The organism is Hydrogenophaga sp. UC242_50 (genome assembly GCF_042697355.1).
GTDB lineage: Bacteria > Pseudomonadota > Gammaproteobacteria > Burkholderiales > Burkholderiaceae_C > Hydrogenophaga.
The window spans coordinates 1720599-1733285 of record NZ_CP170553.1; the positions used below are offsets into that span (position 1 = coordinate 1720599).

The 12687-nt window shown below is 70.7% G+C and carries 13 protein-coding genes and 3 pseudogenes; 4 read left to right on the forward strand and 12 right to left on the reverse strand.

Annotated features, from left to right (window positions below; translation table 11 throughout):
• Positions 1-30: 30 nt before the first annotated feature.
• The 4 genes and pseudogenes from ACFJGX_RS08810 to ACFJGX_RS08825 form a co-directional block, all read right to left on the reverse strand.
• A pseudogene (locus ACFJGX_RS08810) lies at positions 31-450 on the reverse strand (VOC family protein); the annotation flags it as partial.
• Positions 408-935 (reverse strand): VOC family protein, encoded by a 528-nt coding sequence (locus ACFJGX_RS08815; protein WP_382328217.1) that lies wholly within the window; start codon positions 933-935, stop codon positions 408-410. The gene ACFJGX_RS08815 and the pseudogene ACFJGX_RS08810, both read right to left, overlap by 43 nt.
• A complete protein-coding gene (locus ACFJGX_RS08820) occupies positions 932-1981 on the reverse strand; it encodes an amidohydrolase family protein (RefSeq protein ID WP_382328219.1) in 1050 nt (349 codons plus the stop codon). The genes ACFJGX_RS08815 and ACFJGX_RS08820 overlap by 4 nt, the downstream gene beginning before the upstream one ends.
• 5 nt (positions 1982-1986) lie before the next feature.
• Entirely contained in the window at positions 1987-2958 is a 972-nt protein-coding gene (locus ACFJGX_RS08825; RefSeq protein WP_382328221.1) for a Bug family tripartite tricarboxylate transporter substrate binding protein, read from the reverse strand.
• A gap of 169 nt (positions 2959-3127) precedes the next feature.
• Between ACFJGX_RS08825 and ACFJGX_RS08830 the strand changes: the two are divergent.
• Positions 3128-3727, forward strand: a pseudogene (locus ACFJGX_RS08830) (LysR family transcriptional regulator); the annotation flags it as partial.
• 85 nt (positions 3728-3812) lie between these two features.
• Positions 3813-4007: a hypothetical protein gene (locus ACFJGX_RS08835; protein WP_382321918.1), complete on the forward strand. Its 195-nt coding sequence runs from the start codon at positions 3813-3815 to the stop codon at positions 4005-4007.
• On the opposite strand, the gene ACFJGX_RS08840 is transcribed toward ACFJGX_RS08835, so the two are convergent.
• The 7 genes from ACFJGX_RS08840 to ACFJGX_RS08870 form a co-directional block, all read right to left on the reverse strand.
• Entirely contained in the window at positions 4004-4777 is a 774-nt protein-coding gene (locus tag ACFJGX_RS08840; protein ID WP_382321917.1) for an enoyl-CoA hydratase-related protein, read from the reverse strand. The two genes, ACFJGX_RS08835 and ACFJGX_RS08840, sit on opposite strands and share 4 nt — an antisense overlap.
• Positions 4774-5583, reverse strand: coding sequence for a crotonase/enoyl-CoA hydratase family protein (locus ACFJGX_RS08845; RefSeq protein ID WP_382321915.1), 810 nt, complete (start codon positions 5581-5583; stop codon positions 4774-4776). The genes ACFJGX_RS08840 and ACFJGX_RS08845 overlap by 4 nt, the downstream gene beginning before the upstream one ends.
• Positions 5580-6794, reverse strand: coding sequence for a 3-oxoadipyl-CoA thiolase (gene pcaF / locus ACFJGX_RS08850; protein ID WP_382321914.1), 1215 nt, complete (start codon positions 6792-6794; stop codon positions 5580-5582). Before pcaF ends, ACFJGX_RS08845 begins: the two co-directional genes overlap by 4 nt.
• A 2-nt stretch (positions 6795-6796) precedes the next feature.
• The gene (locus tag ACFJGX_RS08855; protein WP_382321913.1) at positions 6797-7639 is read right to left on the reverse strand and encodes an amidohydrolase family protein; all 843 of its coding nucleotides are present in this window, start codon (positions 7637-7639) and stop codon (positions 6797-6799) included.
• A 22-nt stretch (positions 7640-7661) separates the two neighbouring features.
• Complete coding sequence (locus ACFJGX_RS08860; protein ID WP_382321912.1) at positions 7662-9326, reverse strand: (2,3-dihydroxybenzoyl)adenylate synthase; 1665 nt, start codon at positions 9324-9326, stop codon at positions 7662-7664.
• A gap of 23 nt (positions 9327-9349) precedes the next feature.
• Positions 9350-10123: an SDR family NAD(P)-dependent oxidoreductase gene (locus ACFJGX_RS08865; protein WP_382321911.1), complete on the reverse strand. Its 774-nt coding sequence runs from the start codon at positions 10121-10123 to the stop codon at positions 9350-9352.
• 82 nt (positions 10124-10205) lie between these two features.
• Positions 10206-11180, reverse strand: coding sequence for a Bug family tripartite tricarboxylate transporter substrate binding protein (locus tag ACFJGX_RS08870; protein WP_382321910.1), 975 nt, complete (start codon positions 11178-11180; stop codon positions 10206-10208).
• Between the two features lie 168 nt (positions 11181-11348).
• Here ACFJGX_RS08870 and ACFJGX_RS08875 point away from each other — a divergent pair.
• Both ACFJGX_RS08875 and ACFJGX_RS08880 read left to right on the forward strand, forming a co-directional pair.
• Positions 11349-11711, forward strand: a pseudogene (locus ACFJGX_RS08875) (LysR family transcriptional regulator); the annotation flags it as partial.
• A gap of 85 nt (positions 11712-11796) precedes the next feature.
• A complete protein-coding gene (locus ACFJGX_RS08880) occupies positions 11797-12216 on the forward strand; it encodes a LysR substrate-binding domain-containing protein (RefSeq protein WP_382321909.1) in 420 nt (139 codons plus the stop codon).
• Between the two features lies 1 nt (position 12217).
• Here the strand turns inward: ACFJGX_RS08880 and ACFJGX_RS08885 are convergent, their stop codons facing one another.
• Positions 12218-12640, reverse strand: a complete 423-nt coding sequence (locus tag ACFJGX_RS08885) for a heme-binding protein (protein WP_382321908.1) — start codon at positions 12638-12640, stop codon at positions 12218-12220.
• Positions 12641-12687: the final 47 nt, after the last annotated feature.

The following is a 12687-nucleotide window of genomic DNA, read 5'->3' on the forward strand; positions in this document are numbered from 1 at the left end:
TGCGGTCAGGTTGCGGAGAAAAAAACGGGTTCAGGGCATGGGGGCGAACAGCACGCGGCGCTGCGCTTCCTTGAGCGTGGCGCCGGGCGGCGGCGAAATGCCCCACTGGTCGACGCGGCCGGGCGGCCATTTCCATTCCGCCGGGCCCCGGGGCACGTAGCTGTCGTCCACCTGCTCGACCTCGGCCGTGTACTCGATGACGATGCCGAAGGGGTCGATGAAGTAGTTGAAGAGGTTGTTGCCGGGGCCGTGGCGGCCGGGGCCCGATTCGATGGGGTGGCCGGCGTCCTTCATGCGGCCGCCGCCGCGCATCACCGAGTCGGCGTCGGGCATCAGAAAGGCGATGTGGTTGAGCGCGTCGTTGTCGGCCACGCCCACCGCGAGCGTGTGGTGGTCGTGGTTGCAGTTCATGAAGGCAATGGCACGGTGCGGTCGGCCAGCGTGAAGCCCAGGGCCTCGGTGAGGAAGCGCTGCGTGTCGTCCACCGCGTGGCTGTTGAGCACCACGTGCGTGAGCCGCGCGGGCTGGTCGCGTTGCGGGCCGGTGTCTTCGCCGCGCGCATCGCCGTGCACCACCTGGATCACGCGGCCGTGCGGGTCGCGCAGCGTGAGGCCGGTGCCGCCGGCCGGGTCGTCGCGCAGCGGGCCGATGGGCGAGAGCAGGGTGCCGCCCGCGCGCGGCACGGCCTCGGCCACGGCGTGCAGCGCGTCGAGGCTGCGCGCGCGCAGCGTGACCTGGCGGATCTGCGGCACCGGGCCGCCCGCGTGCAGCGCGAGCAGGTGGTGGTCGCTGCCGGTGCCGCGCAGGCAGATCGCCTGCTCGCCGCGGTGCGCCACGCTCAGGCGCCAGACCTCGGTGTAGAAGGTTTCGGCCTGCGCCAGGTCGGGCACGTTCAGGGCCACGCTGCGCACGGCCTCGATCCAGGGGGAACTCATGGGGTGCTCACTTTCTTGTGCGGCAGGCCGAGGAAACGCTCGGCGTTCTGGTGCACCAGGCGCGCGGTGGTGTCGGCATCGAAGCCAGCGGCCTCGATGCGCTGCACCGGCGTGTGGTCGTGGAAGTTGAAGGGGTGGTCGGTGCCCACCATCAGCTGCGTGTCGCCGAAGCTCGCCACCAGGTGGCGCAGCGTGGGCGTGTCGAACACCAGGGTGTCGTAGAACAGGCGGCGCGCCTGCTTGGCCGGGGCTTCGAGCACGCTGTCGCGCAGCGCCGGGAACACGCCCCAGCCCTGCTGCAGGCGCGGCAGCAGCGAAGCCAGCGTGCCGCCGCCGTGGCTGAACGCAATGCGCAGCTTCGGCCGGCGCACCAGCAGGTTGCCGGTGATCACCGAGGCGGCGGCCAGGCCCACGTCGCCGGGGTAGGCGATCACCTGCTGCAGGGGCGCGGGGCCCACCAGGCGCTCCATGCCGGCGGGGCGGATGGCGTGCACGAACACCGCCGCGCCCAGTGCCTCGCAGGCCTCGAAGAAGGGGTCGAACACCGGTGCACCGATCGGCACGCCGTTGATGTTGCTGCCCACCTCCACGCCCGCGAAGCCCAGCGTCTTCACCGCGTATTCCAGCTCGCGGATGGCGAGGTCCACGTCCTGCAGCGGCACCGCGCCCAGGCCGGCCAGCTGGCCGCCGCCGGCGTCCACCATGGCGGCGATCTGGTCGTTGAGGAAACGCAGCAGCTGCTGCGCATCGGCCGCCGGCATCCAGTACGACAGCAGCTCGGGCATGGGCGACATCACCTGCAGGGCCAGGCCCATGCCGGGCAGGTCCTGCAGGCGCTTGGGCACGTCCCAGCACTTGTCGGCGACGGTGCGGTAGTTCTTGCCCGCGATCATCACGTGGCGGTGGCAGGGCTGCGCCGGCGCCATCGACGGCCAGTCGGCCGGCATGCTGCGGCCGATGTAGGCCGGGAAGTTCTCGGGCACGACGTGCGCATGCACGTCGATGCCGCCGCAGGTGCAGGAAGCCCGTGCCGCCACGCCGCTCATTCCGTTCACTCCGCCGTGATGCCGAGGGACTTGATCACCTCGCGCCAGCGCTCGTGCTCGCCGCGCATGAAGGCCTCGAACTCGGGCACCGACATCTTCGGTTCGGCCAGCGAGCCCAGCGTCTGCAGGCGCTGCGCCACCTCGGGCTGGCGCAGCACGGTCTCCAGGTCGCGGTTCACGCGGGCCACCACGTCGGCCGGCGTGCCGGCGGGCGCGAAGAGGCCGTTCCAGCCGGTGTACTCGAAACCGGGGAAGGTTTCGGCGAGCGCCGGCACATCGGGCATGTCGGGCTGGCGCTGCGCGGTGCTGATCGCCAGCGCGCGCAATTGGCGACTCTTGATGAAGGCGGTGAGCGCCGCGTCGGGCAGGCACACCAGCTGGATGCGGCCGCCGATCAGGTCCTGGATCGCTTCCGGTCCCTTGGTGTACGACACGTGGTTGAGCTTCACACCGCCCTTGACGGCCACGCTGTCGGCCAGCATGCCGGAGAAGGTCTTGGGCCCTTCGGTGCCGATGGTGACGGCGCCCGGCTGCGCCTTGGCGGCGGCCAGGGCCTGGGCCAGGTCCTTGAACGGCGCTGCGCTGCTGGTGGCGATCACGAAGGGGCTGCGGCCCACCAGGCGCACCGGCGCGAAGTCCTTCACCGGGTCGTAGGGCAGGGCCTTGAAGGTGAAGGCGTTGGTCACCATCGCGGCCGTGGTGGCGTAGTAGAAGGTGTAGCCGTCGGCGGCCGAGCGCGCGGCGGCCTGCGCGCCGATCACGTTCTGGCCGCCCGGGCGGTTCTCCACCACCACGCCCTGGTTCCACAGGCGGGCGAGCTGCTCGCCGATGTAGCGCGCCAGGATGTCGGGGCCGGCGCCGGCCGGCTGCGACAGGATGAATCTCACCGGCCGCTGCGGCCAGGCCGGGGCCTGGGCGTGCAAGGCGCCGGCCAGCGGCAAGAGGAGTGCGGCTCCCGCGAAGTCTCTGCGTTTCATGGTCTTGTCTCCTGGGCGCCGTGCGTGCGGTGCCGATGGTGTTGGGATGAATCCGCAGCGGATGCTAGGGATCAACGCCATGGATGACCAGATGCCTCCATGGATTCATAGAATCCATGCCATGGATATTCGAACCGTGGACCTGAACCTGCTCGTGGTGTTCGACGCCATGGCCCGGCATTGCAGCGTGGGCCGCGCGGGCGAAGCCCTGGGCCTGAGCCAGCCGGCCACCAGCGCGGCGCTGGCGCGGCTGCGCACCGTGTTCGACGACGCGCTGTTCGTGCGCGCCGGCGCGCAGATGAAGCCCACGCCGCGCGCCATGGAGCTCGCGCCCGCGGTGCACCGGGTGGTGGAGGCGATCAACGCCGAGATCCTGCAGAAGGCCAGCTTCGACCCCGCGCGGGCCGAGCGCACCTTCACCATCCTCACGCCCGACATCGGCGAAGTGGCCTTCCTGCCCGGCGTGCTGCGCCGCCTGCGGCAGGAGGCGCCGCAGGTGCGCCTGCGGGCCACGGCGCGCACGCGCTTCGCCGCCGCCGAGGCGCTGGAGTCGGGCGAGGGCGACCTGGCCGTGGGCTTTTTCCCCGATCTGCACAAGGCCGGCTTCTTCCAGCAGGCGCTGTTCAAGACCTCCTACGCGTGTGTGACCTGCGCGCACGCCGGGCCGGCGGTGGAGCGCATGACGCAGCGGCAGTACCTGGCGGCGCGGCACGTGGTGGTGCGGCCCGACGGGCGCGAGCACCTGCTGGACCGTTACCTCGACGACAAGGGCTGGCAGCGCCACGTGACGCTGGAGCTGTCGCACTTCATGAGCCTGCTCTCGCTGCTGCCCGGCACCGACCTGGTGCGCAACGGTGCCGGAGGACATCGCGACCGTGATGGAGCGCCACATCGCGATCCGCCGCATCGCCTTGCCCTTCGCGGTGCCGGTGATCGACGTGCAGCAGTTCTGGCACCGCCGCATGCAGCACGACCCGGCGAATCGCTGGCTGCGCGGCCTGTTCCACGAGGTGAACCGGCGCGAGGCGAACGAGGGGCTGCGGCCCTAGCGGGAAAACCGCGCGGGCCGCTTGTCCAGCCGGGCGCGCATGCCCTCGTGCTTGTCGGGGCTGGCGAAGGCGGTCTGGAAGGCGTTGCGCTCGTACTCCAGGCCGGCCGACAGCGGCGTCTCCATCGCCATCAGCACCGACTCCTTGATCAGGCGCAGCGCCACCGCCGGCAGCTCGCCCAGCTGCTGCGCCAGCGCCAGGGCGGTGGCGTCCACGGCGTCGTCGTCGAGCACCTCGGCCACCAGGCCGCCGTGCAGGGCGGCCTCCGCGGTGATCGGCTCGCCGAGCAGCAGCAGCTTCATCGCGCCGAACTTGCCCAGCGCGCGCGTCAGCCGCTGGGTGGCGCCGCCGCCGGGCATGATGCCCACCTTCACCTCGGGCTGACCGAAGCGCGCGCTGCGCCCGGCCAGGATCAGGTCGGCGTGCAGGGCCAGTTCGCAGCCGCCGCCCAGCGCGTGGCCGCGCACCGCCGCGATCACCGGTTTGCGGCAGGCGGCGATGGGGCCCCAGAGCAGGTCGTGCCGGCGCGCCAGCAGGTCCATGGGCGTGGCGTCCACGTATTCGTTGAGGTCGGCGCCCGCGCAGAAGGCGCGCGGGCCGCCGGCCAGCACCAGCACGCGCACCGAGGGGTCGGCGTCCAGCCGGCGAAAGGCCTCGGCCAGCGCGTGGCGCAAGGCCAGGTTGAGCGCGTTGAACACCTCGGGGCGGTTCAGGCGCAGCAGGGCCACGCCCTCGAAGGGCCGTTCTTCCAGCAGGATGGGCTCGCTCATGCCGCACCACCTGTGAACGTGGGCGCGCGCTTCTCGAAAAACGCGGCCACCGCCTCGGCGTGGTCGGCCGTGTGGTGGGCCAGGCCTTGCAGGCGGCCGGCGGCGATCAGCGCTTCGTCCAGCGTGCCGGTGCGGGCCTGCTGCAGCAGCTGGCGCGTCCAGCGCAGCACCTGCGGCGGGTTGGCCGCGATGCGCCCGGCCAGGCGGAACGCCTCGTCGAGCAGCGCCTCGGGCGCGACCACGCGCGAGACCAGGCCGAAGCGCAAGGCCTCTTCGGCGTCGATGGTGTCACCCGTGAGGGCCATCTCGGCCGCGCGCGCGTGACCGATCACGCGCGGCAGCAGCCAGCAGCCGCCGTCGCCCGGCACGATGCCGACCTTGACGAAACTCTCGGCGAAGCGCGCGCTGGTCGATGCGATGCGCAGGTCGCACATGCAGGCCAGGTCGTTGCCGGCGCCGATGGCCGGGCCGTTGACCGCCGCGATGATGGGCACCTGCAGCGCCTCGAAGGCGCGCGGGATGCGCTGGATGCCTTCGCGGTAGCCCTGGGCGATCTGCTCGGGCGAGCCGGCGAACATGCCGGTGCGGTCGCGCATCTCGGCCACGTTGCCGCCCGAGCAGAAGGCCGTGCCCGCACCGGTGAGGATCGCCACGCGCACGCCCAGGTCGGCGTTCAAGGCTGCGAAGGTCTGCTCGAACGCCGCGAACATGGCTTCGCCGCTCAGGGCGTTGCGGGTGTCCGGCCGGTTGAGGGTGAGCAGGGCGATGGGGCCGCGCCGTTCGATGAGGATGGCGGGTTCGTTCATGCGGTGTCTCCCATGCGTTCGATCGCCATGGCGACGCCCTGGCCCACGCCCACGCACATGGTCACCAGGCCATAGCGCCCGCCGCTGCGCTGCAGCTGCCGCGCCGCGGTGAGCACCAGGCGCGCGCCGCTCATGCCCAGGGGGTGGCCGAAGGCGATGGCGCCGCCGTTCGGGTTCACGTGCGGTGCGTCGTCGGGCAGGCCGAGCGCGCGCGTGACGGCCAGGCCCTGGGCCGCGAAGGCCTCGTTGAGTTCGATCACGTCGAAATCGCGCATCCGCAGGCCGGTCTGCGCCAGCAGCTTGTGCACCGCGGGCACGGGGCCGAAGCCCATCACGCGCGGCGCGATGCCGGCGCTCGCGCAACCGACGATGCGCGCGAGCGGCCGCAGGCCGTGGCGCTGCGCCGCCGCCTCGCTGGCCATCAGCAGCGCGGCCGCGCCGTCGTTCACGCCCGAGGCGTTGCCGGCGGTGACGGTGCCGCCCTGGCGGAACGCGGGCTTGAGCGCGGCCAGGCTGTCGGCCGTGGTGTCGGCGCGCGGGTGCTCGTCCACGCTCACCCGCGTGGCCGCACCTTTGCGGCCGGGCACCGACACCGGCACGATCTCCTGTGCGAGCACACCCGATTGTTGGGCCGCCGCGGCGCGCTGCTGGCTGCGCAGCGCGAAGGCGTCCTGGTCGGCGCGCGAGATGCGGTGTTCCCGGGCCACGTTCTCGGCCGTCTCGCCCATGCTGTCCACGCCGTGCAGCGCCTCCATGCGCGGGTTCACGAAGCGCCAGCCGATGGTGGAGTCGTGCACCTCGGCGTGGCGCGAGAACGCGGCCGTGGGCTTGGGCATCACCAGCGGCGCGCGGCTCATGCTTTCCACGCCGCCGGCGACGGCGATCCGCGCCTGGCCCGCGTGCAGCGCGCGCGCCGCCTGCGCCACGGCTTCGAGGCCCGAGCCGCACAGCCGGTTGACCGTGACCGCCGGCACCTCCACCGGCAGGCCCGCGAGCAGCGCGCTCATGCGCGCCACGTTGCGGTTGTCTTCGCCGGCCTGGTTGACGCAACCGTAGATCAGCTCGTCGATCAGCGCCGGGTCCAGCGAAGGGTGGCGCGCCAGCAGGGCCTGCAGGGGCAGGGCTCCGAGATCGTCGGTGCGGATGCCCGAGAGCGCGCCGCCGTAGCGGCCGATCGGCGTTCGCACGCCGTCGCAAAGATAGGCATCCATGTTCACAGGCCCAGCACCCTTTCGGCATTGCCGTGCATGATCTTTTCCATCACCTCGGGCTTGTAGCCCAGCTCGTCCCACTCGCGCAGGATGCGCTCGTAGGGCAGGCTGGGGTAGTCGCTGCCGAACATGATCTTGTCCTGCAGCCGGCCGCGGATGTCCACCTTCAGGTTGCCCGGGAAGTGCTTGGGCGCCCAGCCCGACATCTCCCAGTACACGTTGCCCTTGTGCAGCGCCACGGCGGTGGTCTCCTCCACCCAGGGCCAGCCGGGGTGGGCCATGATGATCTTCAGGTTCGGGAAGTCGGCGGCCAGCTGGTCGATGTGCTTGGGGTGGGCGTGGCGCACCAGCGCGCCGTTGCCACCCGGCATGCCGGCGCCCATGCCGGTGGTGCCCACGTCGATCATCACCGCCGCGCCCATGGCGTTGATCTCCTCGAACAGCGGGTAGTAGCGCCGGTCGCTCACGGCGAAGTGCTGCATGATGGGATGGAAGTGAAAGCCGATGAAGCCCAGCTCGCGGATCGCCTTGCGGGCCTGGATCATCGCGATCTCTCCCTTGGCCGGCTCCACCGCGCCCCAGCATTGGATGACCCGCTTCGGGTGGCGCTTCCACATGCCGTGCACGTATTCGTTGGTGCAGGGCGGCGCGGCGACCGTGGTCTCCAGGTCCAGCGCGACGAGGCAGGCCTCGACGCCGGCACCGGTGAACTCGGCGATCACCTCGTCTTCGGTCTTGCCGACCCAGTCCCGTTTCCAGTAGCGGGCCAGTTCGGCGGGGTAGGGTCCCTGGGACTCGATCCAGGTCGGGGTGCCGGGGTAGCAGTGCAGGTCGATGATTCGCATGGTGGCTCTTTTCTTTCGGTGTTCAGTGGGGCACGCGGCGCGCGGCCTCTTCTTCCGCGTGCTTGTGCGCGATCAGTTCGCCCAGGGCCTTCTTGGAGACCTTGCCGAAGGTGGAGACCGGGAAATCCGGCAGCACCTCCAGGCGCTCGGGCAGCTTGAACTTGGCGATTTCCTTGGTGAGCAGGAAGCCCACGAGTTCCTTCAGGTGCAGCGACTGACCCTGTTTGAGGATCACGAAGGCGCACATCTTTTCGCCCAGGGCCGCGTCGGGCATGGGCACGCAGGCCACGTTCTGCACGGCGGGGTGCATCAGGATCAGGTTCTCCACCTCTTCGGCGCTGATCTTTTCGCCGCCCCGGTTGATCAGGTCCTTCTTGCGCCCCTCCACGATGTAGTTGCCCGAGGGGTGCTTGCGCATCAGGTCGCCCGAGCGGTAGAAGCCGTCGGGCGTGAACTGGCGCGCGTTGTACTCGGGCACGCCGAAGTAGCCGCGCAGCGTGTAGGGGCCGCGCACGGTGAATTCGCCCACCTCGCCGTCGGGCACCACGCGGCCTTCTTCGTCGAGCAGCAGCACCTCGTCGTCGTCGCACACCGGGCGGCCGCAGGTCTCGAGCTTGACCTCTTCCGGGTCGCCGGCGCGCACGAACATCAGCGTGCCTTCGGACATGCCGAAGTTCTCCTGCACGAACACACCGGGGATCAGCGCGCGCGTCTTCGCGCGCACCTCGGGCTGCATGCGCTGCCCGCCGCTCTGGATCAGCTTGAGGCTGGAGAGGTCGAAGGCCTCGGCCGCGTCGTCGTTGATCAGGCGGATCAGCAGCGCGGGCACCACCTTCAGGTGCGTCACCTTGTGCTTCTCGATCAGCGCGAACATCTCGCTCGGCCGGGTGTTGGCGTGCAGCACCACCTTGGCGCCCCGGAACAGGAAGCCCTGGATGCCTGGGCAGGCCAGCGGCAGGTTGTGCGCGATCGGCAGCACCAGCAGCAGCACCGACTCGGCGTCGATCTCCGTGACCTCGGCGGCCACCTTGGAGTTGTAGGCGTAGTCGTTGTTGGTGCGCGGGATCAGCTTGGGGATGCCGGTGGTGCCACCCGAGAGCTGGAAGATGCAGGGGTCGGTCGGGTCGATGCGGATCTCGGCCAGGCGCGAGGCCGGCAGCGTGGCGGGCTTGTTGATCAGCTCGCGCAGCGAGACCTCGCCCGGGCCGGCCTCGCCGAGCACGAGGCGGAATTTCAGCGACGGGTTTTCCGCCTGCACGCGGGCGATCACCGGGGCGAAGGCGAAGTCGCCCGCCGTGTCCGGGTAGACGCAGGTGGTCGCGCCCGAGAGCTGCACGAACTGGCTGATCTCGGCGTAGCGGTGCGTGACCAGCGCCGCGATCGGGATGCAGCCGATCTTCTGCAGCGCGAAGTACAGCAGCACGAACTCGTGCACGTTGGGCAACGTGGGCACGACGCGGTCCAACGGTTTCAGACCGAGTTCGAGCAGGTTCAGCGCCAGGTTGGTGGTGGCGCGGTCGAGCTCGGCGTAGGTGAAGCTCACGTCGCCATCGATCAGCGCCACGCGGTCCGCGTAGCGGCGGAACACGGCGTCGAACTCCTGCGCCAGCGACTGGTCGCGCCAGTAGCCCTTGGCGCGGTAGCGCGCCGCGTACTCGGGGGGAAAGGGAACGAATCCTTCAAGCATGGTGGGTCTCCTGGGTGGTTCGATCAGGTCGAGCTGGTGAAGCCGCCGTCGATGACGACGACCTCGCCGGTCACGAAGCGCATGCCCTGGATCAGGTTGAGCATCACCTCGGCCACGTCGTCGGCGGTCACACAGCGCTTGAGCGGCGTGGCCTTGGCGCGCGCGCCCATGAGGGCGTCGTACTTGTCGCCCAACATGCGCTCCATCCAGTCGCCTTCCATCCAGCCCGGGGCCACGGCGTTCACGCGGATGTCCGGGCCGAGGTTCCAGGCCAGCATCTTGGTCAGGCTCACCACGGCGGCCTTGCTCGCGGCGTAGGGCAAGGGCTGCGGGCCGGGGCGCAGGCCCACGATGCTCGCGGTGTTGACGATGCAGGGCTCGCCGCCTTGCGCCTTGCCTTGGCGCAGCAGAGGCACGGCCGCGCGGCTCACCTGGAAGTTGCCGCGCACGTTGACCGCGAAGGTGCGGTCCCATTCGTCGATCTTCAGGCTCTCCAGGTCTTTCACCTTCCAGGTCGCGGTGGTGCCGGCGTTGTTGACCAGCGCATCCAGGTGGCCGAAGGCCTCGCCCACCTGGGCCAGCATCTGGCGCACGGCCGCGTCGTCGCTCACGTCGCATTGCAGCAGCAGGGTCTTCGCGCCCAGGGCCTGGGCTTCGGCGGCCACGGCCTGCGCGGCCTTGGCGCTGGAGGCGTAGTTGATGGCGACGTCGTAACCGGCCTGGGCGAGGGCCAGCACGGCGCTGCGGCCGATGCCGGTGCCGCCGCCGGTCACGAGGGCTTTTTTGCGTGGGGTCATGGTGGGTTTCTCCAGTTGAAAGGGTGAGTTCATCCCGGACACCGGCGTGACCGGTGCCCTCGGGCGGTGGGGTTGAGGCGGCTTATTGCGGCTGCACGCCGAGTTCGGTCACCAGGTGTTTCATCGCGCCCTGCTGCTGCACGAAGAACTCGCGCGCGCCGACCACGCTGTCCTGGCGCGGGTACACGCCCAGCTCGCCCAGGCGCGCGGTGACCTCGGGCGAGGCGGTGATGCGGTTCACGTCGGCGTTGATGCGCTCGACGATGGCGGCCGGCGTGCCGGCGGGCACGATGATCTGGAACCAGCCGATGGCCTCGTAGCCGGCGTAGGTCTCCGCGACGGCGGGGGCGTCGATGCCCGGCAGGCGCTTGGCCGAGGTGACGCCCACCGCGCGCAGGCGGCCGGACTTCACATGCGGCAGCAGGCCCGGCACGCCGTCCACGGTGAGCAGCGCGTCGCCCGCGAGCACGGCGGCCACGGCCTCCGGCGGGGTGCGGTAGGGCACGGTGAACATGCCCATGCCGCCGGCCTTGCTGACCATCTCGCCGGCCAGGTGCGGCAGCGAGTTGAGTTGCGGCGCGGCGAAGTTCACCTTGCCGGGCTGGGCCTTGGCGTGTTTCGCGAGGTCGCTCACCGAGCGGATGTCGCTGGCGGCCGGCACCACCAGCATCAGCGGGCTGATGCCCACCGTCGCGGCCGGGGTGAGGTCGGTGTCGGGGTTGAACTGCGGGTTCTTGAACACCAGCGGCGTGATGGTGCCCATGGCCGCCGGCACGAAGCCGATGGCGTAGCCATCGGGCGCCGAGCGGGCCAGCGCCGACATGCCGGGAATGCCGCCGGCGCCGGGCCGGTTGTCCACCACCACGCCCTGGCCCCAGGCGGCGGCGAGCTTGTCGCCCACGATGCGCGCGATCACGTCGGGTGCGGAGCCGGCGCCCACCGGCACGATCATGCGCACCGGTTTGTGGGGCCAGGCCTGGGCCATGGCGGTGGTGCTGCCCAGCATGAGCAGCAGGAAAGCCGCATGCAGGGCATGGCGTTTGGAAAGGCAGGTCATGTCGTGTCTCCGGATCGTTGGTCTTGGTGTCCCCGCTCGGTGGGGCTGAGGCGGACTCTAGGCAAACACGAGGATTCCAATAAGATGGCGTGATTGCGAAAGCGATACGAAAATCGCATCCCCCTGGAGACACACCTGCGCATGAAACTCGATCAGCTGCAGCACCTGATGGCCATCGTCGAACACGGCAGCCTGCGCTCGGCCGCGCGGCGGCTGGACATGCCCCAGCCCGCGCTCACGCGCAGCGTGCGCGCGCTGGAGCGGGAGCTGGGGGTGAGCCTGTTCGCGCGGCAGACCACGGGCATGGTGCTGACGGCCGAAGGCGTGCGCTTTCACCGACGGGCCTGCGTGATCTCCAGCGAAGCGCGCCGCGCGCGCGAGGAGGTGCAGCACCCCGGGCCGGGCTACGAAGGCACGGTGTCGGTGGCGCTGTCCATCATGCCGCACCTGGGCATGCTGCCCGATGCCCTGTCGGTGTTCCGCAAGACCTACCCCAAGGTCAAACTCAACCTCACGGAAAGCCTGATGCCCGCGGTGGAGGGCGCATTGCGCGACGGCAGCCTGGACTTCTACCTCGGCGCGGCGCCCTGGCAGAAGACCGCGCCGGGTCCTGGCGATGCAGCACCTGTGCGACAACACCCGCGTGGTGGTGTGCCGCAAGGGCCACCCGCTGGCGCGCGTGCGCAGCCTGAAGTCATTGGCCGGGGCCGACTGGGCCAGCACCACCATCGACTACAACGCCGAGGAAGACCTGGCACGCTTGTTCGCCACGCACGGCCAGCCCGCGCCGCGCGTGATGCTGAGCGCGCATTCGGCGCTGTCGGTGCAGGTGGCGCTGGTGCAGACCGACCTGCTGGCCATGCTGCCCCGGCAGTGGATGGACTTCGCGATGACGCGCGACCTGCTGGAGGTGATCCCGGTGCGCGAGCGGCTGCCGGCGCCGGCGATCGTGCTGGTGCGGCGGCCCGACCTGCCGCTCTCGCCGCCGGCCGAGTTCTTCTGCGACGTCTTGTTGCGCGGCCTGCCGAAGGCCTGAATCAGCCGGCCTGCAGCCCGGCGGCGGCCACGCCGGCCAGGCAGATCAGCTCGTCTTCATCGCCGGTGCCGCCGCTGGCGCCCACCGCGCCGAGCAGCCGGCCCTGCGGATCCTTGATCACCACGGCGCCGGTCTGCGGCAGGAACTTGCCCTCGGCCGTGGCCGCGAGCGAGACGAAGAAGTTGGGGTTGCCCTTGGCGCGCTCGCTCAGCGTGCGGCTGGACACGCCCATGCCGACCGCGCCCCAGGCTTTGGCCTGGGCGATGTCGAAGCGGAACATGCTGGCGCCGTCTTCGCTGACGAAGGCCTTGAGGTGGCCGGCGGCGTCGAGCACGGCGATGGCGATCGGCGCGTAGGCCTTCTCCTTGGAGGTGGCGAGGGCGGCGTCGAGGATCTGCCGGGCTTGATCGAGGGTGAGGCTCATGGTGGGGTGGCGGTTCGGAAAGGGAAAAAAGGGGCGCGCGATCTTGC